At 69.5% G+C, this 26,290-nt stretch carries 21 protein-coding genes; 9 read left to right on the forward strand and 12 right to left on the reverse strand.

Translation table 11 applies throughout. The features are described from left to right. Nucleotides 1–207 precede the first annotated feature (207 nt). From NCG93_RS06985 to NCG93_RS06995, 3 genes are all read right to left on the reverse strand, one after another. Nucleotides 208–864 carry a class I SAM-dependent DNA methyltransferase gene (locus NCG93_RS06985; protein WP_194414664.1) on the reverse strand — a complete coding sequence of 219 codons (657 nt, stop codon included), beginning with the start codon at nt 862–864 and terminating at the stop codon, nt 208–210. A gap of 235 nt (nt 865–1,099) precedes the next feature. Further along, nucleotides 1,100–2,542: an HNH endonuclease signature motif containing protein gene (locus NCG93_RS06990; RefSeq protein WP_194414663.1), complete on the reverse strand. Its 1,443-nt coding sequence runs from the start codon at nt 2,540–2,542 to the stop codon at nt 1,100–1,102. Between the two features lie 465 nt (nt 2,543–3,007). Further along, nucleotides 3,008–4,366, reverse strand: coding sequence for a D-alanyl-D-alanine carboxypeptidase family protein (locus NCG93_RS06995; RefSeq protein ID WP_194414662.1), 1,359 nt, complete (start codon nt 4,364–4,366; stop codon nt 3,008–3,010). 392 nt (nt 4,367–4,758) lie between these two features. Here NCG93_RS06995 and NCG93_RS07000 point away from each other — a divergent pair, with 392 nt between their 5' ends. The 3 genes from NCG93_RS07000 to NCG93_RS07010 all read left to right on the forward strand — a co-directional run bounded on the left by NCG93_RS07000 (nt 4,759) and on the right by NCG93_RS07010 (nt 8,274). Next, complete coding sequence (locus NCG93_RS07000) at nt 4,759–5,778, forward strand: carbohydrate ABC transporter permease (RefSeq protein ID WP_194414661.1); 1,020 nt, start codon at nt 4,759–4,761, stop codon at nt 5,776–5,778. After that, on the forward strand, nt 5,778–6,728 hold the full coding sequence (locus tag NCG93_RS07005) for a carbohydrate ABC transporter permease (RefSeq protein ID WP_194414660.1): 951 nt from the start codon (nt 5,778–5,780) through the stop codon (nt 6,726–6,728). The genes NCG93_RS07000 and NCG93_RS07005 overlap by 1 nt, the downstream gene beginning before the upstream one ends. 178 nt (nt 6,729–6,906) lie before the next feature. After that, nucleotides 6,907–8,274, forward strand: a complete 1,368-nt coding sequence (locus NCG93_RS07010; RefSeq protein WP_194414659.1) for an ABC transporter substrate-binding protein — start codon at nt 6,907–6,909, stop codon at nt 8,272–8,274. A 97-nt stretch (nt 8,275–8,371) separates the two neighbouring features. On the opposite strand, the gene corA is transcribed toward NCG93_RS07010, so the two are convergent. Next, nucleotides 8,372–9,370, reverse strand: a complete 999-nt coding sequence (gene corA / locus NCG93_RS07015; RefSeq protein WP_194414658.1) for a magnesium/cobalt transporter CorA — start codon at nt 9,368–9,370, stop codon at nt 8,372–8,374. 110 nt (nt 9,371–9,480) lie between these two features. On the opposite strand from corA, the gene NCG93_RS07020 reads away from it, so the two are divergent. Further along, nucleotides 9,481–10,452 (forward strand): squalene cyclase, encoded by a 972-nt coding sequence (locus tag NCG93_RS07020; RefSeq protein WP_194414657.1) that lies wholly within the window; start codon nt 9,481–9,483, stop codon nt 10,450–10,452. A gap of 99 nt (nt 10,453–10,551) precedes the next feature. Continuing rightward, the gene (locus tag NCG93_RS07025) at nt 10,552–11,475 is read left to right on the forward strand and encodes a S1C family serine protease (RefSeq protein WP_194414656.1); all 924 of its coding nucleotides are present in this window, start codon (nt 10,552–10,554) and stop codon (nt 11,473–11,475) included. 45 nt (nt 11,476–11,520) lie between these two features. On the opposite strand, the gene NCG93_RS07030 is transcribed toward NCG93_RS07025, so the two are convergent. Then, nucleotides 11,521–13,176, reverse strand: coding sequence for an MFS transporter (locus NCG93_RS07030; RefSeq protein WP_241741902.1), 1,656 nt, complete (start codon nt 13,174–13,176; stop codon nt 11,521–11,523). Next, a complete protein-coding gene (gene glsA / locus NCG93_RS07035; RefSeq protein ID WP_194414655.1) occupies nt 13,173–14,192 on the reverse strand; it encodes a glutaminase A in 1,020 nt (339 codons plus the stop codon). The genes NCG93_RS07030 and glsA overlap by 4 nt, the downstream gene beginning before the upstream one ends. Nucleotides 14,193–14,335: 143 nt before the next feature. On the opposite strand from glsA, the gene NCG93_RS07040 reads away from it, so the two are divergent. Continuing rightward, nucleotides 14,336–14,605: a hypothetical protein gene (locus NCG93_RS07040; protein WP_194414654.1), complete on the forward strand. Its 270-nt coding sequence runs from the start codon at nt 14,336–14,338 to the stop codon at nt 14,603–14,605. A 152-nt stretch (nt 14,606–14,757) separates the two neighbouring features. Here NCG93_RS07040 and NCG93_RS07045 read toward each other — a convergent pair whose 3' ends face one another. The 4 genes from NCG93_RS07045 to NCG93_RS07060 all read right to left on the reverse strand — a co-directional run bounded on the left by NCG93_RS07045 (nt 14,758) and on the right by NCG93_RS07060 (nt 19,580). Continuing rightward, nucleotides 14,758–15,486 carry a PNPOx family protein gene (locus NCG93_RS07045; RefSeq protein ID WP_194414653.1) on the reverse strand — a complete coding sequence of 243 codons (729 nt, stop codon included), beginning with the start codon at nt 15,484–15,486 and terminating at the stop codon, nt 14,758–14,760. A 95-nt stretch (nt 15,487–15,581) separates the two neighbouring features. After that, the gene (locus tag NCG93_RS07050; RefSeq protein WP_194414652.1) at nt 15,582–17,090 is read right to left on the reverse strand and encodes an SPFH domain-containing protein; all 1,509 of its coding nucleotides are present in this window, start codon (nt 17,088–17,090) and stop codon (nt 15,582–15,584) included. Between the two features lie 142 nt (nt 17,091–17,232). Next, nucleotides 17,233–18,471 carry an MFS transporter gene (locus NCG93_RS07055; protein ID WP_194414651.1) on the reverse strand — a complete coding sequence of 413 codons (1,239 nt, stop codon included), beginning with the start codon at nt 18,469–18,471 and terminating at the stop codon, nt 17,233–17,235. Nucleotides 18,472–18,584: 113 nt separating this feature from the next. Continuing rightward, nucleotides 18,585–19,580 (reverse strand): Lrp/AsnC family transcriptional regulator, encoded by a 996-nt coding sequence (locus tag NCG93_RS07060; RefSeq protein WP_206687639.1) that lies wholly within the window; start codon nt 19,578–19,580, stop codon nt 18,585–18,587. A 143-nt stretch (nt 19,581–19,723) separates the two neighbouring features. On the opposite strand from NCG93_RS07060, the gene NCG93_RS07065 reads away from it, so the two are divergent. Genes NCG93_RS07065 through NCG93_RS07075 form a run of 3 tightly spaced genes read left to right on the forward strand, consistent with a single transcriptional unit; the run spans nt 19,724 to nt 23,782 of the window. Then, nucleotides 19,724–20,953, forward strand: a complete 1,230-nt coding sequence (locus NCG93_RS07065; protein ID WP_252787478.1) for an amidohydrolase — start codon at nt 19,724–19,726, stop codon at nt 20,951–20,953. A 49-nt stretch (nt 20,954–21,002) separates the two neighbouring features. Continuing rightward, on the forward strand, nt 21,003–22,403 hold the full coding sequence (locus tag NCG93_RS07070) for a DUF3100 domain-containing protein (protein ID WP_194414649.1): 1,401 nt from the start codon (nt 21,003–21,005) through the stop codon (nt 22,401–22,403). Beyond that, complete coding sequence (locus NCG93_RS07075; protein ID WP_194414648.1) at nt 22,403–23,782, forward strand: L-serine ammonia-lyase; 1,380 nt, start codon at nt 22,403–22,405, stop codon at nt 23,780–23,782. Before NCG93_RS07070 ends, NCG93_RS07075 begins: the two co-directional genes overlap by 1 nt. Nucleotides 23,783–23,812: 30 nt before the next feature. Here the strand turns inward: NCG93_RS07075 and NCG93_RS07080 are convergent, their stop codons facing one another. Beyond that, entirely contained in the window at nt 23,813–24,793 is a 981-nt protein-coding gene (locus tag NCG93_RS07080; RefSeq protein ID WP_194414647.1) for a hypothetical protein, read from the reverse strand. Between the two features lie 486 nt (nt 24,794–25,279). After that, nucleotides 25,280–26,287 carry a hypothetical protein gene (locus NCG93_RS07085; RefSeq protein WP_194414646.1) on the reverse strand — a complete coding sequence of 336 codons (1,008 nt, stop codon included), beginning with the start codon at nt 26,285–26,287 and terminating at the stop codon, nt 25,280–25,282. Between the last annotated feature and the right edge of the window lie 3 nt (nt 26,288–26,290).

Raw genomic sequence — 26,290 nt, forward strand, 5'->3', positions numbered from 1 at the left:
GGCCGTCGCGGTGCAGCCGGCAGCGCGACCGTCACATCGGGGCGGCTCCGCGGTCACGACGGGCGTGGCGGGCATGTCGAACCGCTCAGGCCTCGTCGAAGAGCTGATCCAGCACATGCCGGGCGAACTCGGCCCGGCCGGTCGGCTGGTTCGTGATCATGATGAGACGTACAGCTCGCGCTCCACCGCCGGCGCCGTCTCCGAAGGTCAGGCCCTGCTGGCGAGCACGAATCCCTGCGCGTGCTTCTCGACGCCGCGTGGACCGCGATCGAGCACCGCGACTGTCGAGAAGCCCGCTGTTGCGAGGGCGTCTCTGACGTACGGCGTGTGGTGAAGGTACGCCGTCAGGTCCACGTCGTGGCCGTACGGCCTGTCGAGTCGACGGTCGCCGGTGCCGGCCTGGAACCCCAGCAGCAGCACTCCGCTCGACCGAAGCACACGATGGAACTCGCCGAACACCTCACCGAGCTGGTGCGGCGGAGTGTGGATGGTCGAGTACCACGCGAGCACGCCGTCGAACCGGGCGTCCGCGAAAGGAAGGGCGGCGTTGTCGCCCTGCACGAGTTCGAGCTCCGGGTGGACTCCCCGCGCCTGGTCGAGCATCGCCGGAGACAGATCGCTGCCGGCGATGTCGAGTTCGGAGTCGAGGCTGGTCAGGTAGCTGATCATGCGCCCCGTACCGCAGCCGGCATCGAGCACAGCGGCCGGACGCGCGGCGATCGCATCGACGAAGTGCTTCACCATCGCCAGATCGACGGCGGCCTCGTACCGCGTGTCGGGGATCATGGCGGCATAGCTGGCCGCCACCTCGTCGTATGCCGCTCGAGTCCGATCTGTCGCTCCGCCGTTCTGTCCGCCGCTCACGCCGCCGTCCCCTGTGCCATTCACTCCGCTGTGACCTGCGCCACTCACTCCATGATCTTGGCTGCACCGCTTCGCGATGGCTCGGAGCGCAACGCCGTGAGAGGGCGCGCCGTTCGGGAAGCAGCTGCAATGCACCGACAGCCTGCGGGGCGCAGCGGGCCCGGAAGAACTGGCGTGGGCGGGCGACCCGGTCAGAGAGGGGCGGGCGACCGGGTGAGAGGGGCGGGCGACCTGGTCAGAAGGGCGGGCCGCCGGGGACACCGGGTGGGGCTCCGTCGGTGAACAGCCAACGCTCGCGCATGATCTGTCGTCGCCGTTGGACCTCGTCGTCGATCACGAAGCGGACGACGGGTTCGGGCTTGTCGGTGTGTGCGCGGCCCGTCGGGCTGGTCCAGACCAGCACGCCGGGGCTGGTCTGCGCCACGGTCCACGCGCTGTGGTGCTTCAGGGTGTGGTGCCGACGGCAGAGATGAGCGAGGTTGCGGTGGCTGGTGGAGCCGCCGTGGGCGGCGTCGATGGTGTGGTCGATATCGGATCGCCAGACCGGCATGCGGCAGCCGGGGAAACGGCAGCGCTCGTCGCGGGCCGCGAGGAATCGGTCCAATCGCTTGCCAGGCCGATAGCGGTCGACGGCGAGGACCGCTCCGGTGACCGGGGAGGTCATCACGCGTTCCCAGCCGGTAGCCCCGGCGGCCAGCCTACGTGCCGTATCGGGATCGATGGGTCCGTAGCCCGCGAGGACGCAGGGCTCGCTGGAGACGCCGGTCATGGCGAGCACGGGCACGGTGACCTGCACGGTAGCGCGGATCGCGTCGAGCCCGTCGCCGGCGACGCAGTCCTGCGGTCCGGTGGTGAGGAGCAGGTCGGTGGCGATGTCCGCACGCAGCTGATCCATGGTGCGCGTGTCGATGCTCGCCCGGTGGTCGCGGTCGCCGCCACCGTCGCCGGGACCGGCTGCGCCCTCATGGCGTACCGGGTCGGCGGGCTCTCGCGCGGCGACGACGGAGCGGGCCTGCGCAGTGAGGCGGTCATGGATGCCGTGGATGAGGGTGGCCTCGTGGGTGAGTATGAGGGTCGCCAGACCGTCGGGCTGGTCGACCACGCCCACGTCCCGCCTGGCGGCCGCCGCTTCGTGGCGTTCCTCGAGGGTGCGGTCCAGGAAGCGTTCGGCGATCACCTTGAGCACCGAAGCGAGCCGAGCCGGCGTGAGGGTGGTGGCGCGATCCAGCGCGAGGGCGAGAAACTCGAAGCGGGCCGCATCGTCGGTGATGGGATCGCCGATGTCGTGGATCACAGCCAGCTGCTGCCGCGAGATCTCGCCGACGGCCAGCGCTTCCACCCCGGGCGCGAACCGTGTGCAGAGGTCCGCGGAGTCGGACAGCAGCCGGGTGATCGTCCATTCCGACACGCGGGTCGACGTGGCAAGGTCTGCGGTGAGCGCGCGTCGACTCAGCTCGGCCCGTCGCACCTGCTCCGGGCTCGCGCCGACGGGCGCACGCACCGATGCGGCAGCGTCGGCGAGCAGTCGTATCTCCGCAGCGTCAGCGGCGGCGCGTTCTCGCCGACCGGCCTCGAACCCGGCCACCAGCCGTATGCCGCTCGCCCCTCCCGCCGGCAGCGCGTCGTCCGCCGGATGACCGGGATCACCGGGGGCGTCGAACGCGTGCGTGGCAGACATCGGGGACTCGCAGACGAGAGGGGGACAAAAGGCGAGAGATCCCGACGCGTCCTGCGCCCTGTCGACATCCCGCGGCTCACGCCGCGCCATCCCACCGCTCCGTTGCCGGAGCCTCTCTCATCCATCGAATCTCTATACGATATTCTATCGAAGAATGCCTTTGCGCACAAGAACAAATATACTAACTTTCGAGCTGGTCAACGCGTCGCGACCCCTCAACGACGCGTGTCGCGGTCGCAGGTCACACGAAGCACACCCCGGGATCAGCTGCCCCGCCGACGACGACGAACTCGAACTGCTCCAGTAGGCCGAGACCGGTCGCGGCGCGAACTGACCGTCCGTCCGCCCGCGAAGCCGCCGGCGAGGGCAGCGGGAGGACCACCGACGCCCTCACGGACGGGCATCTGGGTGCCGCGGCCACCGCGGTGGCGTCATCCGATGGTCGTCTTCTCGGCGTGGCCACGGCTACTCCGTGCCGAGCTCCGACGGGTGGGTCAATCGCCACCATTCGGTGGGCGGGATGATGCTGCCGTCGATCTCGAGCGCCACGCTCGTCGTGTTCGGCCCGGCCGTCCACGTGATGCTGCCGACCAACTCGCCGTCCTCGTAGGTCTTCGGCGTCACCGTGTCCATCGCGACCGTGATCGGGGTGTCGGACCACGTGAAGATCGAAGCGTCGTCGGCGACGATCACGCGGGCTGTGGATCCCCACGGCGTCGAGTACGAGCCCACTTCGAGGCCTCGCGCGACCAGCGGCACCTGCTGGAAGCCGGCGCGGATGCTGTCGAGCGTGCGGACGACGTCGGCGTTCACCGACTGGCGGGTCGCGCCGCCCAGCGCCACTCCGATCACGCTCAGCGGTTCCGCCGCGCCCACGTCCAGCGTCGCGGTGTACAGCAGGTTGTAGCTGTTGTCGCCCAGGTTGCCGGTCTTCAGTCCCGTGATCCCGTCGACTCCGAGAAGCGAGTTCGTGTTGGACATCCCGCCGGGACCGGGCAGCGACAGCGCCGGGGTCGCGACGATCTGCGCGATCGCGGGATTTGCGGCGGCGAGCCTGCCCAGAGCGATGAGGTCGCTCGGCGTGCTCGTGTTGGAGGCGCTGATGCCCGTCGGCTCGACGATCGTCGTGCCGGCGAGGCCGTGGGCGGCGAGCCATCTCCTGGTCGCCGACACGAACGCTCGCTGCGAGCCGAACGCCCAGGTCGACACGGCCTCGGCGTAGTTGCTCGCCGACGGGACGAGCATCGTGGCCAGGGCGTCGCGAAGCGACATGGTGCTGCCCGTCGGCATGGCGGCGATCGTCGCGCCCATCACGTAGTACTTGTCGTAGAGGTCGTGATCGGCCTTGTCGAACGTGATCGTCGGCCCGGGGTCCGCCGCATCGGCGAGCGGCTTCGCGTCGAGGACGACCAGCGCGGTGATGAGTTTGGTGATGCTGGCGATGGCGCGCGGCTCGTCGGTCCCGCTCGTCGCCCAGATACCGCTCGCCGTCGGACCCAGGTACGGGTCGCCGCCCGCCACGCTGATCGCCGACGCGCCGGTCGCCGGGAGTGCGAGAGATGCCGCCGCCGGTACAGGCGCCGCCGGGGCGCGCGAGACCGTGGCGGGAGCGGCGACGGGCGCGGTCAGCGCCCAGCCCAGGTAACCGCCGACGGTGCCGAACAGCAGAGCGAACACGATGGCGGTGATGACCCACCCCCGGCGTCGACGTGCGCGCCGGACCTGCGGGTCGACTCCGCTGCCGCGAGCCGGGAACTGCTGCTCATCGCGCAGGAGATCAGCGAAGTCCGACAGCTCGTCGGGCAACTGCTGGTCCATCGTCATCGAGGGCGGTGTCTTTCGTGAGCGGCATGCCACCGGGCCAGGGGGAGGGCGGCAGAGAGCCATGGTCCACTGCCGTGACACAACCTATCGCGAGGGGGCGACTGAGCACGATCGCGGGCGGACAAGCACACGACACCGCTCTCGCGCAAGCCCCGTGATCGCGTCGTCGCGGCGTGTCTACCATCGCCGCGTGACCGCACCCGAGGCCGGGCGTCCTGCCACTCGCGCGTCGGATGCGGACCCGCCGCAGACCATGGGGTGGGGAGAGCGGTGCGAGGGGCGGACGCCCGGACGGACGGTCCCTCGCGTGTGGTGACGATGCCACCCGTCGATGTGGAGAACGACATGACGTACACGATCCGCCGAGACGATTCGCTGCACGAGGATCCGCGATGAGCATCACGACACCGCAGAACGATGCCGTCGTCGAAGCGCTGAAGGAGGCATCGGACGGGCGGGAGGATCGAGCCCGCGCTGGGCGCCGGCGCCGCGAAGAACGCCCGCGCAAGGCCAAGGTGCACTACGACAAGCGTGAGACGCTCGCGGGCTACCTGTTCATCTCGCCGTGGATCATCGGCTTCCTCGTCTTCACGGCCGGCGCGATGGTCTACAGCCTGTACATCTCGTTCAGCAACTATAACCTCGCCACGAACACGGCGAAGCCGGTCGGCTTCCATAACTACGCCAACCTCTTCGAGGACCCGCGCGTGGGGGTCTCGCTCGCCAACACGCTCTTCTACGTCGTGATGGCGGTGCCCCTGGAGATCATGTTCGCCCTCACCCTGGCCTTGCTCCTCAACCGCGCCGCACGCGCGGCGGGCTTCTGGCGCACGCTCTACTACCTGCCCAAGATGACGCCCGCCGTCGCCACGGCCGCCGTCTTCTTCCTGATGCTCAACGGCAACAGCGGCGTGATCAACCAGTTCCTGCGGATCTTCGGGATCGAGGGTCCCCAGTGGCTGGTCGACCCGGCGTGGGTGAAGCCGAGCATCGTCCTCATGACGCTGTGGACGGTGGCCGGCACCATGGTCATCTTCCTCGCCGCTCTCAAGAACGTTCCGCAGGAGCTCTACGAGGTCGCGTCGCTCGACGGCGCGGGCGCGGTGCGCAAGTTCTTCTCGATCACGCTGCCGATGATCTCCGGCGCGATGTTCTTCAACGTCATCGTCTTGTCGATCGCGGCGTTCCAGGTGTTCGACCAGGCCTTCCTGCTGTTCTGGCGGGATCAGAGCAACGCCTCGCCCGAGGCATCCCTCTTCTATGCCATCTATCTCTTCCAGCAGGCCTTCCGGCAATTCAACTTCGGCTTCGCGGCGGCGATGGCGTGGCTGCTGTTCGTCATCATCATGATCATCACCGTCATCCAGGTGAAGTTCGGAAACCGCTTCGTGTACTACGAGGGAGACCGCTGATGTCGGCGTCGCTGCAGACCCCGGGCGTCGCGCGGCCCGTGCCCGAGGCGGCGACCGTCGCAGTCGCCATGCCGAAGCGCTCCGGCTGGCGCCGCTCTTTCGCGCGTCCCAAGACGCTCGTGGGCCGGATCGTCCTGACGATCGTCCTCGTCGGGTTCGGGCTGCTGTTCCTGTACCCGTTCCTGTGGCTGCTGTCGGCGAGCCTGAAGCCGCGCGGCGAGGTCTTCGACAACGCGCTCATCCCGAAGACGTGGATGCCCGAGAACTACGTCCAGGTGTGGAACCAGCTGCCCCTGCTCAGCTGGCTGTGGAACAGCGTCGTCATCGCGCTGCTGGCAGCGGGAACGGTGGCGATCTCGAGCTCGGTCGTCGCGTTCGGACTCGCGTACTTCAAGTTCCCGGGTCGCGGTCTGCTGTTCGGACTCGTGCTCGCCACGATGATGCTGCCCGGCGCCGTCACGATGATCCCGATCTACCTCATCTGGAAGCAGACGGGATTCCTGGGCACGTGGGTGCCGCTGTGGGGGATGAACCTGTTCGGCTCGGCGTTCTACATCTTCCTGCAGCGCCAGTTCTTCCTCGGTCTGCCCAAAGAGCTCTTCGAGGCGGCGCGCCTGGACGGCGCCAGCTATTGGGGCCTGTTCTGGCGCATCGCGATGCCGCTGTCGATCCCGTCGTTCATCATCGTGTTCCTCTTCGAGTTCCAGGCCAGCTGGAACAACCTGCAGGCCGCGCTGATCTACCTCAATGCCGGCTCGGTCGACGAATTCACCGCGCCGCTGGGCATCGCCTACGCCATGACGAAATACAGCCCGACCGCCGGCGGCCAGGGCGACTACCAGTACGTCATGGTCGCGTCGTTCCTCGTCACGCTGCCGATGCTCATCATCTTCGCGTTCGGCCAGCGCTACTTCATCGAGGGCGTGGCGACGCAGGGCAGGAAGGGATGAGACGGATGCCGCGCCGCGGCCGGCATCGATTCCAGAACGCACACATCACAAACCAATGAATACGCGGGCAGTGCCGTCGTCGCGGCGCGTGGGCAAGAAGGGTCCGTGTGGAGGCTCCCACATCGGACCCGCCCACGGCGAGGCGGCGACGGAGCCGCCCCGATCGAAAGGGAAACAGATGCGCACGCGCATGATCGGGATCGCCGCTCTGGCGGCATCCGCTGTCCTCCTCACCGGGTGCGGCGGGGGCGGAAACGGTGGCGGGGGCACGGGCGGCGACGTCGACTTCGACGCCGAGCCGAGCGGGTCTCTCACCGCATGGGGGTTCGAGAACGCCGACGACGTCGGTCAGTCGAGGCTGGACCATGCGGAGGAGCAGCTGAGCGACGTCGACGTCGAACTCGACGCGACCGCCTTCGACGCGCAGAAGTTCACCACGCGCATCGCGAGCGGCGACGTGCCCGACGTCGTGCAGATGGATCGGCGGTACGTGACCCAGTACGCCGCGCAGGACCTGATCATGCCGCTGGACGACTGCTTCAGCGCGCACGACGTCACGCCCGACGACTACTGGTACCCGTTCGTCGTCGACGACGTGCGCTACGACGACGAGATCTGGGCGGTGCCGCAGTTCTACCAGCCGCCGGCGATCATCCTGAACAAGCGCGTGATGGACCAGGCGGGCGTCACCAACGAGGAGATCGACACCTCCAACCCTGACGCACTCCTGGGCGCGATCAGCAAGATGTACCAGGAATCCGGCGGCGTCCCGTCGCGACTGGGCTTCGACCCGGTCTCGACCGGTCAGGCGCCGCTGTGGATCCTCGGCATGGGCGGGCAGCTCACCGATGAAGACGGCAAACCGACGCTGGACGACCCGAGCAACGTCGCCGGCATCGACATCCTCAAGCAGATCAACGACGCGCAGGGCGGCTACGCCTCGGTGAAGAGCTTCACGGACTCGTTCGACACGTTCGGCGAGGAGAACCAGTTCGTCAAGGACCAGGTGGGTGCGCAGGTCGACGCCCAGTGGTACCCGAACGTGCTGTCGCCGTATGTCGACCAGCTCCAGATCGAGGCCGTGCCGTTCAAGGACAGCGAGGGCAACCCCTTCTCGGTCGCCGGCGGTTCGGCGTTCGTCATCCCGGTGGGTTCGAAGAACCCCACCGCAGCGTGCGCGTGGATGATCGACCTGACCAGCGAGGATGCGTGGAACGCGGCCGGCGAGGCTCGCGCCGCGACGCGCGAGGATGACGGCGGCATCAACACCGGCCTGTTCACCGGCTCGCCCGGTCCGGACCAGTCGATCCGCGAGCAGTACGTCGTCGAGAGCGGCAACGCCGGGTTCGACCAGACCATCGCGACGTACTACGACGTGCTGGACTACGGACAGTCGTTCGGCTCGTCACCGGCCGGCCAGGACATCCAGAACGAACTGAACAATGCCGTCACGGCGGCGCTCCTCGGCGACAAGACGCCGGAAGAGGCGCTCGCCGATGCGCAGGCAGCGGCCATCCGCGCGTACGAGAACGCGACCGGGGGCTGATCCGCCGCGCGAGACTCCTTGGCGGGACGGGCGGGCCGGCTCCGGTCGGCCCGTCCCGTCCCCATCCCTGCGAGGCCGGACCTGCGCTCCGTCGCGGTTAGAGCCAGTGGCGTTTGCGGAACACCCAGTAGAGGGTGACGCTGGTCGCCGCCATGAGCGCGAGTGCCATGGGGTAGCCGAGCGGCCATTCCAGTTCGGGCATGTACACGAAGTTCATGCCGTAGATCGTGCCGACGAGTGTGGGACCGAAGAGGATCGCGGCCCAGCCGGAGATCTTCTTCACCTGTTCGTTCTGCTGCAGCGCGGTGTCGGTCTGGCGCTGCGTGACGATCGTCGCGTTGACGGTGAGGGCGTTCTCGAGGATCGAGCGGAACGCGGCGGCCTTGTCGATGATCCGCAGCGCGTGGTCGTGCACGTCGCGCAGCGACCGCTGCAACTCGAGGTCGACCTCGTACTTCGGCGCCCCGCGCTGGAGGGCGTCGAGCATCTCCGCGAGCGGCGCGACCGCGCGCTGCAGGGTGATGACCTCGCGCGACAGGTCGTAGATGCGCTTGGAGAGCGTGACCCCGCCGTTCTCGAACAGCGCGTCCTCGATTTCGTCGATGTCGTTCTCGACGCCCTCGATCACCGGCCAATACTCGTCCACCACCTCGTCGAGGATGGCGTAGAGCACGGCCTCCGGCCCGAGGGCGAGCAGCTTCGGGTCGCCCTCCATGCGGTGGCGCACCCGGCTCAGATCGGGCGACTCGGCGTGGCGGATGGTCACGATGAAGTCGGGGCCGACGAACACGTGCAGCTCGCCGAACTCGACGGTCTCGGTTTCGTCGATGTACCGGGCGGGCCGCAGCACGATGAAGAGGATGTCGCCGTACCGCTCCAGCTTCGACCGCTGGTGACCCGTCAGGGCGTCCTCGACGGCCAGCGCGTGCAGCGAGAACTCGTCGGCGACCTGGGCGATCTCCTCGGGGGTGGGGCGGAACAGCCCGATCCAGGCCATTCCGTGCTGGGCGCGCGTGTACTCGAAGGTCTCGGCCAGACTCGTCGGATTCTTGATCCGTTGTCCGGCGACGTACACGCCGTTGTCGACGATGGGCATCGGGCCATCCTCCCTCGCCGGCGGGCGACCCGGCAACGATCCTCACAGTATCCGGACGGACGGATGCCGCGGCCCTGTGCCGCGTCGGCGGTCGTCGGTACCCTGCCCTCATGTCCACGCCGCGACCCGTGCTCGACTGGCTGCTCGACGCCGACCCCGCGCTGCGCTGGCAGGTCGAGCGTGACCTCGCCGGCGCCCCGCCCGATGTCTGGGAGGCCACGCGCGCCCGGGTCGCGACCGAGGGCTTCGGCGCCCGGCTCCTCGCCGAGCAGGACGCCGACGGCCAATGGGCCGGCGGCGCCTTCTTCCCGTCGGGATTCTTCGGCAGCGCCGAGTCGGAGGCGCCGGGTCAGCCGTGGGTCGCGACGACGTGGGTGCTCAAAGACCTCCGGGAGTGGGGCGTGGATGCCGCCGTGCTCGAGGGGACCGCTGCGAGGCTCGCGACGAACAGCCGGTGGGAGTACGAGGACCTGCCGTACTGGGGCGGCGAGGTCGACGTCTGCATCAACTCATACACGCTCGCCACCGGCGCCTGGCTCGGCGCCGATGTGTCCAAGCTCGCGGCGTGGTTCCCCGAGCATCGCCTCGCCGACGGCGGGTGGAATTGCGAGGCCGAAGAGGGCGACTCCGTCCGCTCGTCGTTCCACTCGACGCTGAACGCGGTGCGGGGCATGCTCGCGTACGAGCGGATCACGAGCGACACGAGCCTGCGCGAGGCGCGCCACGGCGGGGAGGAGTACCTGCTGTCGCGGCGGTTGATGTTCCGCGCGTCGACCGGTGAGCCGGTGGGCGACTTCGTGACCCGCTTCGTGTATCCCAACCGGCACCGCTACAGCGCGCTGGCTGCCCTCGACCACTTCCGCGACGTCGCGCTGCTCGAAGGCACGCCGCCCGACCCCCGGCTGGCGGAGGCGATCGAGGTGGTGCGCGCTGCCCGACAGCGGGACGGCACGTGGCTCCAGACGACGCCCCTACCCGGGCGGACCTGGTTCGACGTCGACGCCGGCGAGGGGGAGCCGTCGCGCTGGCTCACCCTGATGGGCACCCGCGTGCTCGACTGGTGGGACTCGTCGGCCGCCTGACCGCCGATACTCGCCGCCCCGTCGCCCGCCGCGGGTGGGGCGCCTTCCGCCGTCGGCGAACGCGGGCCGCGGCATCCGTCACGGGTCGACACTTGTCGCATGGACGACAGCGAGGCGTTCGACGCCTACTCATCGACGGTGATGCGCGTCGCGCAGACCGTGCTGCCCTCGGTCGCAGCCGTGAGCGTGCGCACCCGTCAGGGGATGGGCGCGGGGAGCGCCTCGGTCATCACCGACGAGGGACACCTCCTCACCAGCGCTCATGTGGTCGAGGGCGCGGTCGGCGTCGAAGTCGCGTTCCCCGACGGCACCGTGGCGGCGGCATCCGTCGTCGGCGCCGACCCGCTCTCGGACCTGGCCGTGCTGCACGCCGACGGACCGACGCCTCCGCCCGTGAGGATGGGGGACGCCGCAGCCCTCGGAGTCGGTCAACTGGTGGTCGCACTCGGCAACCCGCGAGGCTTCTCGGGCAGCGTGACGGCCGGCATCGTGTCGGCGCTCGGACGATCGCTTCCGACGCGCTCGGGACGCGTGATCGACGAGGTCATCCAGACGGATGCCGCGCTCAACCCCGGCAACAGCGGCGGTGTCCTCGCGGACAGCTCCGGCCGGATGATCGGCGTGAACACGGCGGTCGCCGGCATCGGCCTGGGGCTCGCCGTGCCCATCAATGCCACGACCCGCGAGATCATCGACGCCCTGCGCAGGACCGGGCGCGTGCGACGCGCCTGGCTGGGCATCGCCGGTGCGACCGTGCCGCTCGGCCCCGACGTGGCGGTCAAAGCAGGAGCGAGGGTCGGGATGCAGGTGGTCTCCGTCGCGCCGAACAGCCCCGCGGCCGCGGCCGGCGCGCGCGCCGGCGACATCGTGCTGTCACTGGACGGCGTCGCGATCGCCGACCCCACCGCCTTGCAGCGGCGCATGGTGGCGGGAGCGATCGGGCGGCGGATGGAGATGACCGTCTGGCGCAACGGGGCTCTCGTCGATGTGGTGGTCGAGCCCGAGGAGCTCCGCGTCGGCTGAGCCAGGGCGAGCGGGAGCCAGCCGGTGCGCCTGCGTGTCGCCGGATCAGTCGTCGACATCTCCCTCGGCCAGGCGCCCGGTGCCGACAGACTCCGGCAGTTCACCCGGACGGAACCTCGGCAGCCGGCTCGCCGGGACGATCGCGAGCGCGCTGACGCCGGAGAGGATCAGCAGGCCGATCTTCAGCGCGCTGAGGCGCGCCTCCTCGTTGAGCGCCACGGCGGCATCGACCTGCTCAGCGGTCGCGTCCGTCTGCTCGGTCAGCGTCGCCTCGAGGCGATCGTTGCTGATGAAGTTCACGTTGTCGAGATCGACCTGCGAGACGAGCTCGGGCGACAGCTCCGGGTGCTCGACCAATGAGCCGACGACGTTGAGGCTCAGGATGCCGACGAGGAGCGCCCCCGAGACGGCCGTTCCCACCGCCGAGGCGAGGTTCTGCGTGGTGCCGCGCACCGACCCGACGTCGCCGGCCAGCTCCTTCGGCGATGCGGTGACGAGAACGTTGAAGACGAGCGTCACGAGCGCGCCCTGCCCGACGCCGAAGACGAACAGGCCCAGGATCGTCGGAAGCGTCTCCCAGTTGTTGGTGACGACGATCGAGAGCCAGATCAGGGCGATCGTCGTGAGCCCGAACGAGAACATCCCGATCGTCCGCGGCGTGAAGCGCCGGTAGAACCGCACCACCAGCATGGCGGTGAAGAAGACGGTCAGGTTGAAGGGCAGCATCGCCAGGGACGTGTCGAACGGCGTCCGGCCCTGGACGATCTGGATGTACAGCGGAATCGTGAAGTTGAGGGCCGCCTCCAGGCTCACCACGATGAACATCGCATAGACGGCGGCCCGCTCACGCGACGATCCGAAGACCGAGAGGCTCACGAGTGGAACCTTGCCGGCTTTCGTCCGCCGCCGCGTCCACAGGAAGAAGAGCTGGACGAGCACCACGCCGATGAGGATCAGCACGGGGGCGGGCGAGACGCCGGCGATGTCGAACGGGGCGGCCGGGCGCGCGAGCAGGAGCCCCCAGTTGTTGAGGTTGTTGACACCGAGCGTGAGCGAGACGATACCCAGGCCGATCAACACCGCGGCGACGACGTCGATCTTGATCGCCGGGTTCCCCGGCAGTCCGCGCAGCCAGAAGCTCAGGATGAAGACCGCCACCGCGAGCACGAGCACCACGATGAAGACCTGGCGCCACCCGACGAGCGTCGCCAGCGTGCCTCCGATGAGGAACGCGCTGACGCCGGCCAGGGCGCGCGCTGAGCCGAGGGAGCCGATCGCCGTCTCCTGCTGGCCTCCCCGGTAGTTCTCGGCGATCAGGGCCACCAGCGAGGGCACGATGATGGCTGCCGATGCGCCCGCGAGCGCTTGGGCGAAGATGACGTACCCGACGGACGGGCCGAAGATCATGACCAGGGCTGAGACGGCGAAGAGGGCGACGACGACGCGGAAGACCCTCACCCACCCCACCCGCTGGCCGATCTTGGCGCCCACCATGACGAGAGCCGCGACGACGAGCCCGTACGTCACGATCGCGGTGCTGACATCGGTCGGGGGCACGCCGAACGTCTCGACCATGCCGCCGAGGGAGACGGGCAGCGCTGCGACGTTGTACGACATCAGGATCTGAGCCAGGAAGAGGCCGATCATCGGCACCCAGGAAGCCCGAGAGGCGGTCACGCTGACGTTCTGCGTTGCGGTCATTTCGAGGATCCTCCTGAGAAGTGCGAGCTCGAGGCGAAGATGTTGAGACCGAGGGCTCGCGACAGATAAGCCGTGGCCACTTGGCCGCGAATGCTGTTCCCGGCGGAATCGAGTGGTGGCGAGTACGTTCCGATGCCGACCTTGCCGGGGGCGACGGTCACGAGCCCGCCGGCGACGCCGGACTTGCCCGGGAGCCCGATCTCGTAGAGCCACTCGCCCGACCGCTCGTAGAGGCCGGTGGCCGCGAGTACCGCCAGAAGGTCGCGACAGACCGAGGCGGACACCACCCTTTCACCGCTGAGGGGATTGACGCCGCCGTCGGCGAGCGTGGCGCCCATCACCGCGAGGTCGCGGGCGTCGACGAGCAACGAGCACTGCCGCGTATACACATCGACCACCTCGATGGGGTCGACGTGGATGCGGCCGTAGCTCTCGAGGAGCTGCGCGATCGCGCGGTTACGGTGATTGGTCGCGGCCTCCGACCGGTACACGTCTTCGTCGACGACCAGCTGACGACCCGCGAATCGCGAGAGACCGGACCGCACCGTCTCCCACTTGTCGTCGGCGGTGCGTCCGGGTACCAGTGCCGTCGTCGCGAGAGCGCCGGCGTTGACCATGGGATTCATCGGGTGGCCGTCGTTGAGCTCGATCGCGACGACAGAGTTGAAGGGCAGCCCGGTGTTGTTGACGCCGATCACGTCGAAGGCCTTCTCGTGTCCGAGCGCGTCGCAGACGAGCGCGTAGACGAATGCCTTCGATATCGACTGGATGGAGAACGGGACGCGGGTGTCACCGACTTCGTGCAGGCCACCGTCGACGTCGGCGACGCACACACCGAAGCTCTCGGGGTCCGCCTCGGCGAGGATCGGGATGTAGTCCGCCACCATGCCCTCCCGATGGGAGCTTGCGCGGCGGTGTGCGGCGACGACGACCTCGTCTATGCGATCGCTCGGCGGAAGGGACCCGGTCGCCGCGCGCTGCTCGACATCGGCTACGTCCAGATCGCTCTCCCGCACAGAGCCCACAGTAGGACCCCACCAGCTCGCATGGTCGCGGGGGCGTGCATGCGGCGAGTCGAGCGCGATGCGTCCGGTGCGTGAGACACGGCCTATCGACGGCGATTCCACGGCTGGGCTCACCACCCGGGATACTGGGACGCATGTCCTCCTCTGTCGAACGCCGCTCCAACCCGACGGCCTGGGCCGCGTTCTGGGTTGCGCTGGCCGGCCTCGTGCTCATGCCCATCCCCCTGTTCATCGGGCTGATCCTGGGTGGCGGTCTTTCCATCATCGCCGCGGTGCTCGCCGTGATCGCCCTCCTCAAGGGACTGGCCCGCAACGGCAAGGGCATCGCCCCCGTCGTGTTCGCCGCGATCTTCATCGCACTCACGTGGGGCGGCATCTCGATCGGCGGCGGCACCGTCTGGTAAGCCCCGTGCGGGCCTGACCCGGCCGCCCGGCAAACCGAAGCGCCGGGGGCCTCGAGCCGGTACAGCTCGCCGTCCTCTCCGATGCGCTCGCCGCAGTGGCGCCCGATGAGGGCAACGATGTCGAGCCGCGTTGAGCCGCTGCGGGACCGGCCTCAGGGCGTGGGGAGCTGCAGGGCGATGGCGGCCGGCATCCGCTGCACGATGGGTCTGAACAGTGGCTTGGCGAGAACTGCGGCCTCAACCGGCCCGATGATGCGTGGCGACGCCGTCGGACGCCGGACGCCCTTCCACGAGAGCTCGGCACCTCCGGCGGCGACGACGTTCCGTGCCCAGTTGGTCTTCGCGCCCCAGGGCAGACCGATCAGGACGACGCTCCGGTCTCGCGTCGGCACCACGGCGACGGGAGTCTCATAGTCGATCCCGCTCGTGCGCCCACGATGGTGCACGACAGCCCACAGCGGGAACCAGCGGTGCCCGGCGAGCGCCTTCGCGATGGGCTCGGTCGCCTTCACCAGAACCCGGGGCGGCGGGCCCGCACCGTCCGCGGCCGGACGCGGGTTCCGTATACCGCGGAGGCCGCTACCCCCCGCGAGCACGTCGCGGAAGTGGTACCACGTCAGGGCGGCCATCGCCGCGGCACCGACGGCCGCTCCGACGACTTCACCGGGCGAACGGATGCCGCGTCGCAGGAGAGCTGCACCCGCGATCGCGTTGGCCGTGCTCCAGCCGATGTTGACGCGGGGTGACGAGAGCCCGACCCCCGGCGGATCGCCGAACGGGGTCGGGAACGGCCGCCCTCGGACGCCGCTCACGCCGTGAGGGATCGCGTTGACGAGCAGCGCAGCGCCTGCGGCGCTGCGGAGCACGGTCATGATCGACACGCGCCCACACTACGACTCATCGCCGCATCGCGCTCGGGTCGGCATCATGCGGCAGCGCCCGCCCGCACTGCGGGCGGGCGCTGAGAAACGCGTTGTCAGGATGCCACGGGCTCGGGGTCCACCGCCGTCGTGGTGGTCACCTGGTGGTTTCCCTCGGCGACGCCGCGGCCGAAGGCGCGGCCCTGGATCACGGCTCCGAGGTCGAACCCGGTGGCGGCCTTGACGCTCTCGAACGTCGCGGTGAGGCTCGCCGACTGCTCGCGGGCGAGGTGGGTCGCTGCGCTGTCACCGCCGACCAGCGTGATGCTTCCCACCTTCTCGTAGCCCTTGGCGAACTCGGCCATGAGCTGCGGCAGATGACCGATGATCTCCTTGGCCAGGATCGCGTCCTGGTTCTCCCGCAGCGCGGCGGCTTCGGCGGCGACCGCCTCAGCGACGGCGTTGCCTCGGAGGCGGATGCCCTCGGCCTCGGCCTCGGCCTGCACGCGCACGGCAGCGGCCTCGGCCTCCGCCTTCATGCGGACGGCGGCCGCTTCGGCCGATGCGGAGGCCTCGCGTGCCTCGGCCTGTGCCTTCACCGCGTAGGCCTCGGCATCCGAGCGCTCCTGCGCGACCTTGCGGTCGGCCTCGGCGTTCTTCTCGCGCTTGTAGGCTTCCGCGTCGGCAGCCGCCTGCTGCTGGTAGGCCTCGGCGTCTGCCAGCGTCTGCTGCCGATACTTGTCGGCGTCGGCGACCTTCTTGACCTCGGCATCCAGTCGCGCCTGGGTGTTGTTGGCCTCCTGCAGCAGCACGCCCTGCTCGGCCTCAGCGCGGGCGAGGTTCTCGGCCTGCTCTGCCTGCGCGTTCGCCCGGCCGACCTCCGACTTCGCCGCGGCGGTGTTCTTGTCGAGCGCGGTCTGCTCGATCAGGTTCGCCTCGTCGGCGGCGAGCTGGCGCTTCTTCACCTCGCGGGTGGCGTCGATCTCTGCGACATCCGCTTCGCGCTTGACGCGCTGCACCTCTTTGGCGCCGAGCGCGGAGATGTAGTTGTTCTTGTCGGTGATGCCCTGGATCGCGAACGAGTCGAGCACCAGACCCTGTGCCAGCAGGTCGCCCGAGATCCCCTGGGCGATCTCGTCGCTGAGCTTCTGCCGGTCCTGCATGACCTGTTCGACGGTGAGCTTCGCGACCACGCCGCGCAGCGCGCCCTCGAGCTGCTCCGTCGTGAAGACCACGATGGCGTCGTCCTGTGACGCGAAGCGCTCCGCCGCGCGGCGGACCTGGTCGGGCGTCGAGCCGATCTTGACGAGGGCGACGCCGGTGAGGTCGATGGTGACGCCATTGATCGTCTGAGCGGTGGGCTCGAACTTGATCTGACGCGACCGCAGCGACACCTTGTCGGAGCGCTGGGTCAGCTTGTTGACGAATGCACCTCGACCGCTGATGACGGTCATCTTGTTGGCTTCGCCCTCGGTGCTGTCGCGGGCCTTCTTGCCGACGATGACGATGGCCTCGTCGGCCTTCGGCACCTGGTACCAGGCGCGGAAGAGGATGAAGCCGATGAGGGCTACGACGAGCACGACTCCGGCAGCCGCTGCGATGCCGATCACGCCGAACAGATCCATGTGGGGGATTCTCCAGGTCGGGCTCGCCGAGTGCGGGCCGTACACCGAATCTATTGGCAGCGCGGCGCGTCGGTGAATTCGCGCCGCAACCTGTGGATGCCGGGGCGCCTCGCGGACAGCCACCGTCCGGCGTGATCCGGGCTCAGACCTCCGCCTCGGCGGTGACCTCGCGCGCCGTGTCGGCAGGCGGCCGCTGCGCCCGGCTCAGCAGCACGAAGGGCACGGCCACCGCCGAGATCACTCCGCTCCACAGCATCGATGTGGCGTAGCCCCCGACATCTGCCGCTCGTCCCAGCAGGGGCTGGAAGACGACCCCGCCGCCCGAGCCCATCAGCGAGTCGAACGACAGCACGGTCGCCCGCTGCTTGGAGGGGATCATGTCATTGAGGTACGCGCGGTGTACCGGATCGTCGATCGCCGAGGCGATGCCCCACAGCGCCACCAGCACCACGGCGAACCAGAAGTCGCGCACCAGCCCGAGCCCGATCAGCACGATCGCGCTCGACACCGCCGCCAGCAGGATCACCGACGTGCGGCGGCGGAAGAGCTTGCGCACCCGCGGGGCCAGCAGGCCGCCCACGATCGAGGCGCCCGACAGGAGTGCGGCGGCGAGCCCGGCGATCGAGTAGGCCTCCTCGTCACCCCACAGTTCCAGCAGGTACGGCTGCATCGCATAGAAGACGTAGATGCCGACGCCCGCGGTGAACGGGCTCGTGAGCATCAGCCAGCGCACCGGCGGATCGCCGAGGCCGTAGTGGATCGACGCGCGCAGCACGGTGCGCGTGGCCCGGATGGGGCCCTCGCTGCGATCCGGCTGGAAGCCCAGGTCCCGCATCAGCAGGGCGGCGACGACGAACATCACCAGCAGGATGCCGCCGCGGATGAGGAACGGCACCCCCAGGTTCGTCAGCTGTGCGATCACGCCGCCGAGCACCGACCCGGCGAGCATCGCCACGCCGCCGACGATCTGCGCGCGGCCGAAGACCGTCTCGAGGCTCCCCTGGTACCCGGTCGCCTTCAGCGCGTCGACGAGCCAGGCGTCCACCGCGCCCGAGAAGAACGTGAAGCCGAGGCCCAGCAGGACCGACACCACCGCCCACGCCCAGAACGGCGAGTGCCAGACCCACAGCATCCAATACAGCACGGTCGTCACCGCCAGCGTGATCGTGCCGAGCAGGTACGACGCACGGCGACCGACGGTGTCGGCCACGACCCCCGTCGGGATCTCGAAGATGAGCATGCCGGCCGTGAAGAAGGCATTGGCCGAGAACGCCTCGAGGTTGGACAGCCCCGCGTCGAGCAGGAACAGCGTGTTGATGCCCCAGATGAACGACGCGGCGAGGGTGTTGCCGAGGAGAAGCGTGTAGTAGGTGCCCTGCACCCGGCGAGGCGTGGGCAGCGACGGCGCGGCCCTGTTGCTGGAGATGGCGGCACCGCCTTTCCCTCGGGGAATCGGACGACACCCGCGACAGTAGCCCTCGCCGCCGACAGCGTCTACGGGGAGGCCGGTCCGGCCAACCCGGTTGCGCGGGTGTCGGCCCCCACCGTCTGGTTCATGTGCTTGGCGATGCGCAGCACGACGGCGCGGTCTCCGATGCGCGCGCCATGCAGCGCGTTCTCGAGCGCGAGTTCGAAGCGGTTGACGTCCGCCAAGCGCCGCAGCCACACGGCGAGGATGAGGTTGTAGCGACTCGCCGCGGTGATCGCCAGCCGCACCTCCGGTACTGACGTGATGGCGGTGCGGGCGACCTCGAGCACCTGTGCGGGGGCCTCGACGAAGTACCAGGTGTAGATCGGCCAGCCGGACGCCGCGCGCGCCATGTCGGTGCGGAAGCGCAGGCTCCCCCTCGCACGCAGGGTGGCGAGCGCATCGGCCACGCGCTGCGGCGCGAATCCGGTGCGCTCGGCGATGGTCGCGACGGGTACGCGACCGTCCGCCCAGACCTCGCGCTCGATCGCCGCGCGCAGATCGTCGGGCACACGCTGCGCCGCGCGCGGCCGCGGCGGCCTCGGCGGGCGGACACCCTGCGCCTCGACAGGCTCCAGCGCGCGCAGTCGCCAGCTCGCGCCGTCGATGAGCGTCTCGTTCACGAGGTGCGTGCGCACCGATCGGACGCCGTCGAGCCGGCCCAGGCGGTGCAGCGAATAGTCCGACAGCCCCGCGATGTCGGGGGCGAAGACGATGGCCATGAGGTCACGTGAACCGGAGGTGACATCCAGGACGTAGACGGCGGGGTCTCGCTGCAGCTCCTGGATGACGGCATCCATCTTCGCCCGCTCGCAGTCGATCTCCATGATCGACACCTGCCCACCGGTGGGATGCCCCGTGACCCACGCGATGCCCTCTTCCCGCAGTCGTGCCCACCGGCGTGCGAGCGTGCTGGCATCCACGCCGATGACGGGGGACAGCTCGTTCCAGCTCGCGCGCGGCTCGATCTGCAGGGCGTGGACGAGCCGTCGATCGATCGGATCGAGAGTGATCTCCTGCACGGCAATGCCTTCCGCGATGTCGTCGACAACCCGATTCTCGCGCATTGTGTCCGTACTTTCCGCAGATATCCCGCGACTTCATCGGATCGAAACATGTCGAGGCGCACCATTACCGCATCGATCGCACCGACGAAAGGATCATCGTGAGCCTCATCACGACCGACGCCGTCACCCTCACCGAGTTGAAGCGGCATGCCGCCGACGACGTCGAGTCACGCCGTGACGAGCTCCTCGCGCTCAGCCACGCGATACACGAGAACCCCGAGCTGTCGTGGCAGGAGCACGAGGCCGCAGCCCTCGTCGCCCGCACCCTCGACGATGCCGGCTTCGACGTCGAGGTCGGGGCGTACGGCGTCGCCACCGCCGTCGAGGCGGTGTACGGCACCGGCGACCTCACCGTCGCGATCTGCGCCGAGTACGACGCCCTTCCCGGCATCGGCCACGGCTGCGGGCACAACGTCATCGCCGCCTCGGGAGTCGGCGCCGCCCTCGCCCTGGCGCCGCTCGCCGACGCGGCCGGCCTGCGGATCAAGCTGCTCGGCACGCCCGCGGAAGAGCACGGCGGCGGCAAGGTGGCGATGCTTCTCGCCGGTGCCTGGGAAGACGTCGACTTCTCGCTCATGGTGCACGGCATGACCGGCGAGGACATCTCGGCGACGGCGTTCAGCGCGACCGCCGTCGACCGGTTCGAGGTCGTCTTCCACGGCAGGACGGCGCATGCCGCGGGCATGCCGGAGCAGGGCCTCAACGCGGCCTCCGCGGCCGCCATCGCGCAGACCGCCATCGCCTTCCTCCGCCAGCAGCTCCCGAAGGACACGAATCTCAACGCCTACGTCTCGCACGGCGGTGAGGCGACGAACATCATCCCCGACCGGGCCGTCGTGCAGGTCGAGCTGCGCGCCTACGACATCGACGTGTGGCGTGACATGAAGAAGCGCGTGCTCTCGTGCTTCGAGGGGGCCGCCATCGCGACCGGATGCCGCTGGGAGTGGTCGCCCACCGAGCACCCGTACGCGCCGGTCAGGCACGACGCCTCGCTGGGTGCCCTCTGGGACCGCAACCTCGTGGCCCGCGGGCGCACGATCGGGGCGGCGCCGATGGGCGGCGGGTCCACCGACATGGGCAACGTGTCGCAGGTCGTGCCCTCGATCCACCCCACCATCGCCTTCCTCGGGCAGACGGGCCCCGCCCACAACCCCGAGTTCACCGCTGCTGCGGCCACCCCCGCAGCCGACGAGGCCGTCATCGACGCCGCCACGATCCTCGCGTGGACGGTGCTCGACGTCGCCCTGGACGACGCCCTGCGCGCCGATCTGCTCCACCGCACCGCCGAGCGCCCCGTCGGGGCGACCCGGACCACGCTCGAGGCATGACCGACCCCGCTCACACGGACGGCGCCGCCTCCCCACCTGGAGAACCCACATGACCGCTCCCACCCACGAAGGCAACGTCGCCTCGACAGGACCGCAGTCTCCCCGCCCGCTTCAGAAGACGGCATCCGCCATCGCCCTCGGATTCCGCAGTCCACGGCTCTGGATCCTCATCGCGCTGGTCGTGGCCATCTCGGCCGGTGCGCAGGCGATCGGGCCGATCGTGATCCCCCTCGGCATCGCGTCGGTGACGCTGCTGCCCATGATCTGGGGCATCACGGCCGGCGCCGTCGTGTCTGGGCAGCGCCTCAAGCCGCTGCCGATCGATCTCCAGCAGGCGGCCACGGTGATCATGGGCGTCGCGGTGCTCTTCCTCTGCGCCCGGCTCTCGTTCACGATCGGTCCCAACATCCCTCTGCTTCTGCAGGCGGGCCCCGCGCTGCTGCTGCAGGAGGTCGGCCATCTGTTCGGAACCATCGCACTGGCGCTTCCGCTGGCCGTGCTGCTGCGCATGGGGCCGGCGACGGTCGGCGCCACCTTCTCGATCGACCGCGAGGGCTCGTTCGCAATGGTCAGCGAGCGCTATGGCTCCGACTCGCCGCAGTATCGCGGAGTGCTCTCGATGTACGTCTTCGGCACCATCTTCGGCGCCATCATCGTGAGTCTCATCGCCTCGCTCGCCGCTTCGCTCGGGATCTTCGACCCTCTCGCGCTCGCCATGGGCGCGGGTGTCGGCTCCGGATCGATGATGGCGGCCGCGGCGTCCGTCATCGTGTCGGCCCACCCCGACATGCAGGACCAGGTGCTGGCGCTCGCCGCCACCTCGAACCTCATCACGGGTGTGCTCGGGGTCTACATCGGGGTGTGGGTGTCGCTGCCTCTCGCCGACCGCTTCTACAAGATCCTCACCCGCAACAAGGACGCGGCACTGCCGGGCCGCCGATCGAAGACCAAGGGCGCCATGCCGACCGCGGCGGTCAAGACCGTGGCCGAGACCGTGCTCGAGAAGCCGAACGTGCGGGTGCCGCTCTGGGTGTCCCTGCTCATCATCGGGTTCGCCGGCATCGTCGTCGCCACGATCGCGGCCAAGGGCTTCTCGTGGGAGATGGTGGTCGCGTACCTCGTGATGGGCGCGCTGGTCGCAGGCGGAATCGCGCTCGCCAGGGTGACGCGCGGCAAGGTGCCCGCGATCATCGTGGTCATGACGGTGGGCGCCTTCCTCACGTCGCCGGTCTCGCCCGTCGCCGGATGGTTCACGACGGTGTCGGACACCATCGACTTCCTGTCGCTCATCACGGTGATGCTCACGATCGCCGGGTTGAGCCTCGGCAAGGACCTGCCGATGCTCAAGAGCATCGGCTGGAAGATCATCCCCGTCGGCACGGTCGCGATCGCGGCATCGTTCATCCTCTCGGCCGTCGTCGCCGAGTTCGCGCTGGGGCTCTGGGGCTGATGACAGCCATCGCCCTCGAGGTCGAGCGCGGGGTCTACACCTCCGCGCTCGATCTCTTCTCGATCGGCATCGGCCCGTCGAGCTCGCACACCGTCGGCCCGATGCGCGCGGCCGCCGACTTCCGCGATGGTCTCGCCGACCGCGGGCTCCTGATGGAGGTGATCCGGTTCCGCTGCCGCCTCGACGGCTCCCTCGCCGCGACGGGCCTGGGTCACGGAACTCCGGATGCCGTCATCGCGGGTCTGCGCGGGCACCGCCCCGAGACGGTCGATCCGGCCGTCGTGCACGGCCGGTGGGCGGACCTCGAGGCGGGTCATGCGCTCGAGGTCGGAGGCGTGCGATTCACGCGTGACGACATGACGTTCGCGCCGCGCGAGCGTCCGCACGGGCACCCGAACTCCCTCACCCTGCGCGCCGAGCTCACCTCGGGCGACGTCGTGGAGGAGACGTATCTGTCGATCGGCGGCGGCTTCATCCGGCGTCTCGGAGAGCCGTCCGCCGCCGATGCGTCGCGGCCGCGCCCGGAGGAGCCGAACGCTCCGTCCTTCCGCAGCATGCGGGAGCTGCTCGACCTCTCGCGCGGATGCAGCATCGCCGACGTCGCCTGGGAGACGGAGGTCTCCGTTCACGGGGCGGCGGAGGCCGGGCGTGGGCTCGATGAGATCTGGACGGCGATGCGGGCCTGCATCGAACGCGGCCTCCACTCCGATGGCGTGCTGCCGGGAGGCCTGCGCGTGCCCCGCCGCGCCGCTGCGGCATGGCGTCAGCTCGCCGCTCGCGGTGAGTCGACGGATGCGGCGGAGGCCGTGTCGATCTATGCGCTCGCGGTCAACGAGGAGAACGCGGCGGGCGGACGGGTCGTGACCGCGCCGACGAACGGCGCCGCCGGGGTTCTTCCCGCCGTGCTCTACCAAGCTGTCGCAACGACCGGGTTCGATCCGGAGCTCATCCGCCGGTTCCTGCTGACGGCGACCGCCATCGGGTCGATCATCAAGGCCAACGCCTCGATCTCGGGCGCCGAGGCCGGCTGTCAGGCGGAGGTCGGCAGCGCCTGCGCGATGGCGGCCGCAGGCCTCACCGCCGTGCGCGGCGGTACGCCCGAGCAGATCGAGAACGCCGCCGAGATCGCGATCGAGCATCACCTCGGCCTCACCTGCGATCCGGTGTCGGGCCTCGTGCAGATCCCCTGCATCGAGCGGAACGCGGTGGCCGCCTCGACGGCGATGACGGCGAGCCGCCTCGCGCTCCTCGGCGACGGCAGCCACATCGTCGACCTCGACACCGCGATCGAGACGATGCGCCAGACCGGAGCCGACATGTCGTCGCGGTACAAGGAGACGAGCGCCGCAGGGCTCGCCGTCAACGTCGTGGAGTGCTGATCTCCTTCCTGAGATCCGTCCCGTTCCCGTTCACGGGGCCGCCGGTGCAGGGGGCTCGCTCTCGGCCGGCGGAGTGGCGGGCGGCTCGGCCAGGGCCGGCGGCGTCGTCGGCTCCGCGGGCGGCGTCGGCTCCGCGTGCGGCGCAGCCGGCTCTGCGACGGAGACGGATGCCTCGGCCTCGGGCTGCTCCGTCGGCTCGGCGTCGGCGGGCGCAAGGTCGGGCGTACCGGTCTCCCCCGCCGCAGCTTCTGACCCGGCAGGCTCAACCGCGGCGGGTTCGATCGGCGCCGACTCGGCCGGTGGCGGTGCGGTTGGTGCCGCGACTTCCGCTGCATCCAGGGCGGCGGCCGCTGTCGGGGCCTCGGGGGCGTCGCCCGGCGGGCGCTCCGGGAAATCGAACTCGTCGTCCGGGTCGCCCGCGAGTGTCGGACCGATCTGCCGGTTTGTTCCCGCGATGCCCGGTGCCTGGTTCCAGTGCTCTGGTGGAGTGAGGCTCTCGTCGTCATGGAACGTCAGCGGGTTGTCCCACACGATCAGATCTCCCACCGCCCCTGTCACCGGGTCCACGGTCGTGTACTTCACGTAGTGATGCAACGGCCGGAGACCGCCGGGGCACTGCAGGCTGTCGGCCGCGACACCGGTGAGTGAGAACGTCAAGGCACGGTAGAGATCGCACTCGGGTTCACGGTAGCCGCGACGCCAGGGCGCCGTGACCGCGGTGATGCCGTCCTCCGTCTTCGGGTGATCTGGGTGGTCGAGACCCTGAGTGCCCCATCGGTCCATCGCATACGAGTAGCTCGCCCTGGCCTCGTCGAACGCAGCGCGGCACATGGCGACGCCGGCGGACAGGAGGACCACGTAGCGAGGGGTCTTCATCTGGAACACGCCGAAGTCGGGCGCGTTGGTGAACCTGTCGAGCGAGATGTAGCCGGCCGCGACATCGCACTCTCCTGCCCGCAGGTAGCCGTAGGCCGGGCCATCGTTGAAGTTGTTCGGGCTCGTGTCGCTCACGGGAAGCGCCCACGCGTAGATGCTTGGCCGAGGCTGGCCGCCGTTCCCGCCTGAGCCCCCGGATCCGCCTGAGCCCCCGGATCCGCCTGAGCCCCCCGATCCGCCGCTTCCGCCCGATCCACCGCCTCCACCCTGCCGGCTCTGCGGGGCGGTGCCCCCACCGGAACCGGGCTGCTGTGCGTCGGCGCTCGGCGGCGACGCCGGGGGTGCAGCATCCGGAATCTCGTCGGGCACGTCCGGCGCGTCCGGATCCGACGGATGCACGTCGCTCCCGAAGTCGTCGTCACGCTGCGTCGCGGGCGGCTTCTCCTTGTCGGGCGCCACCGGTGAGTATTCGCCGCACCCCGAGAGCCCGAGGGCGACCGCGACCGCGAGGGCGGATCCGATCGCGAATGATCGCTTCGGAGTGATTCTTGTCGGAGACATCGCTTTCCTCCCTCGTCGAGGATCTGCAGTTGTGGAGGGCGAAATAGTGGGGCAGATACCTCAGCCCTGACCCGCCACATCCGTCGTCGCGGCCGCGCACGGACCGAACCCGCCGGCATCCGCGATCCCGTACACGTCCCGGACGAACGTGAACCGCAGGCCGTCGCCGTCGACGGGGAGCATGACGACGACGCCGTAGTCGAAGGTCCAGTCGTCGGAGATGAGGAAATAGTTGCCGCCCGTCGACTCGAGCAGGCGCAGCCCGCGATAGCGAAAGCGGAGTTCCTCGCCGGACCCGGCGCACGTGACGTCGACACCGGGCGAGACGATGTCGAGCGGCGCCGCGCTGTCGACCATCACTCCCGGCAGCGTCTCGATCTGGTGAGGGAAGTCGCGAGCGAGCTCGGTACCCTCGACCGTCGCGTAGTTCATCGCCGACCAGAACAGACCGATCGCGACGAGGATCGCGATCGCGCCGCGCAGGACTCCCTCGGTCATCGGCGCGAATCTCACCGCGTCCCGCAGCCCGCCGCGCAGCATCAGCCCGTAGAGCAGCAGGAGCATTCCGCCCGCGCAGACGAGAGGCGCCGCGATGTACGTCACGGCGTAGCCGACCAGCCCGAGGAGCAGGCCCAGCGCGAAGACGCCGATGGCGATGAGCCACATCCATCGCGCCATCCACGCGACGATGCGATCGTCGTCGCCGAACCGGGTGCGGCGGCGGCGGAGCCACTGATCGAGGCCCACCCACGCGAGACCGGCGATAGCCGCGCAGATCGGGAGCAGCACAACCGGCTGCACACTGCGGCGGACGTAATCGTCGACAGTCATCCCGAGGATCGCCTCGTCGATACCGAGCATCTTCGCCATCCGGTCGCTGCGCACCCAGCCGAAGTACACGAGCAGGGCGGTCAGCACACCGACATTGGCGACGACGGCGAGGAGCGAGCGCACGAGCGACCCGCGCGTCTCCCGATCCGTCGCCTCGACGGCCTCGGATCCCTCCTCTTCGACGTCATTGCTCACATAGGGGAGAGACGCCGCGAGGCGCCGCAGATACGCCGGCACGGC

The sequence above is a fragment of the Microbacterium yannicii genome (assembly GCF_024055635.1).
Lineage (GTDB): Bacteria > Actinomycetota > Actinomycetes > Actinomycetales > Microbacteriaceae > Microbacterium > Microbacterium yannicii.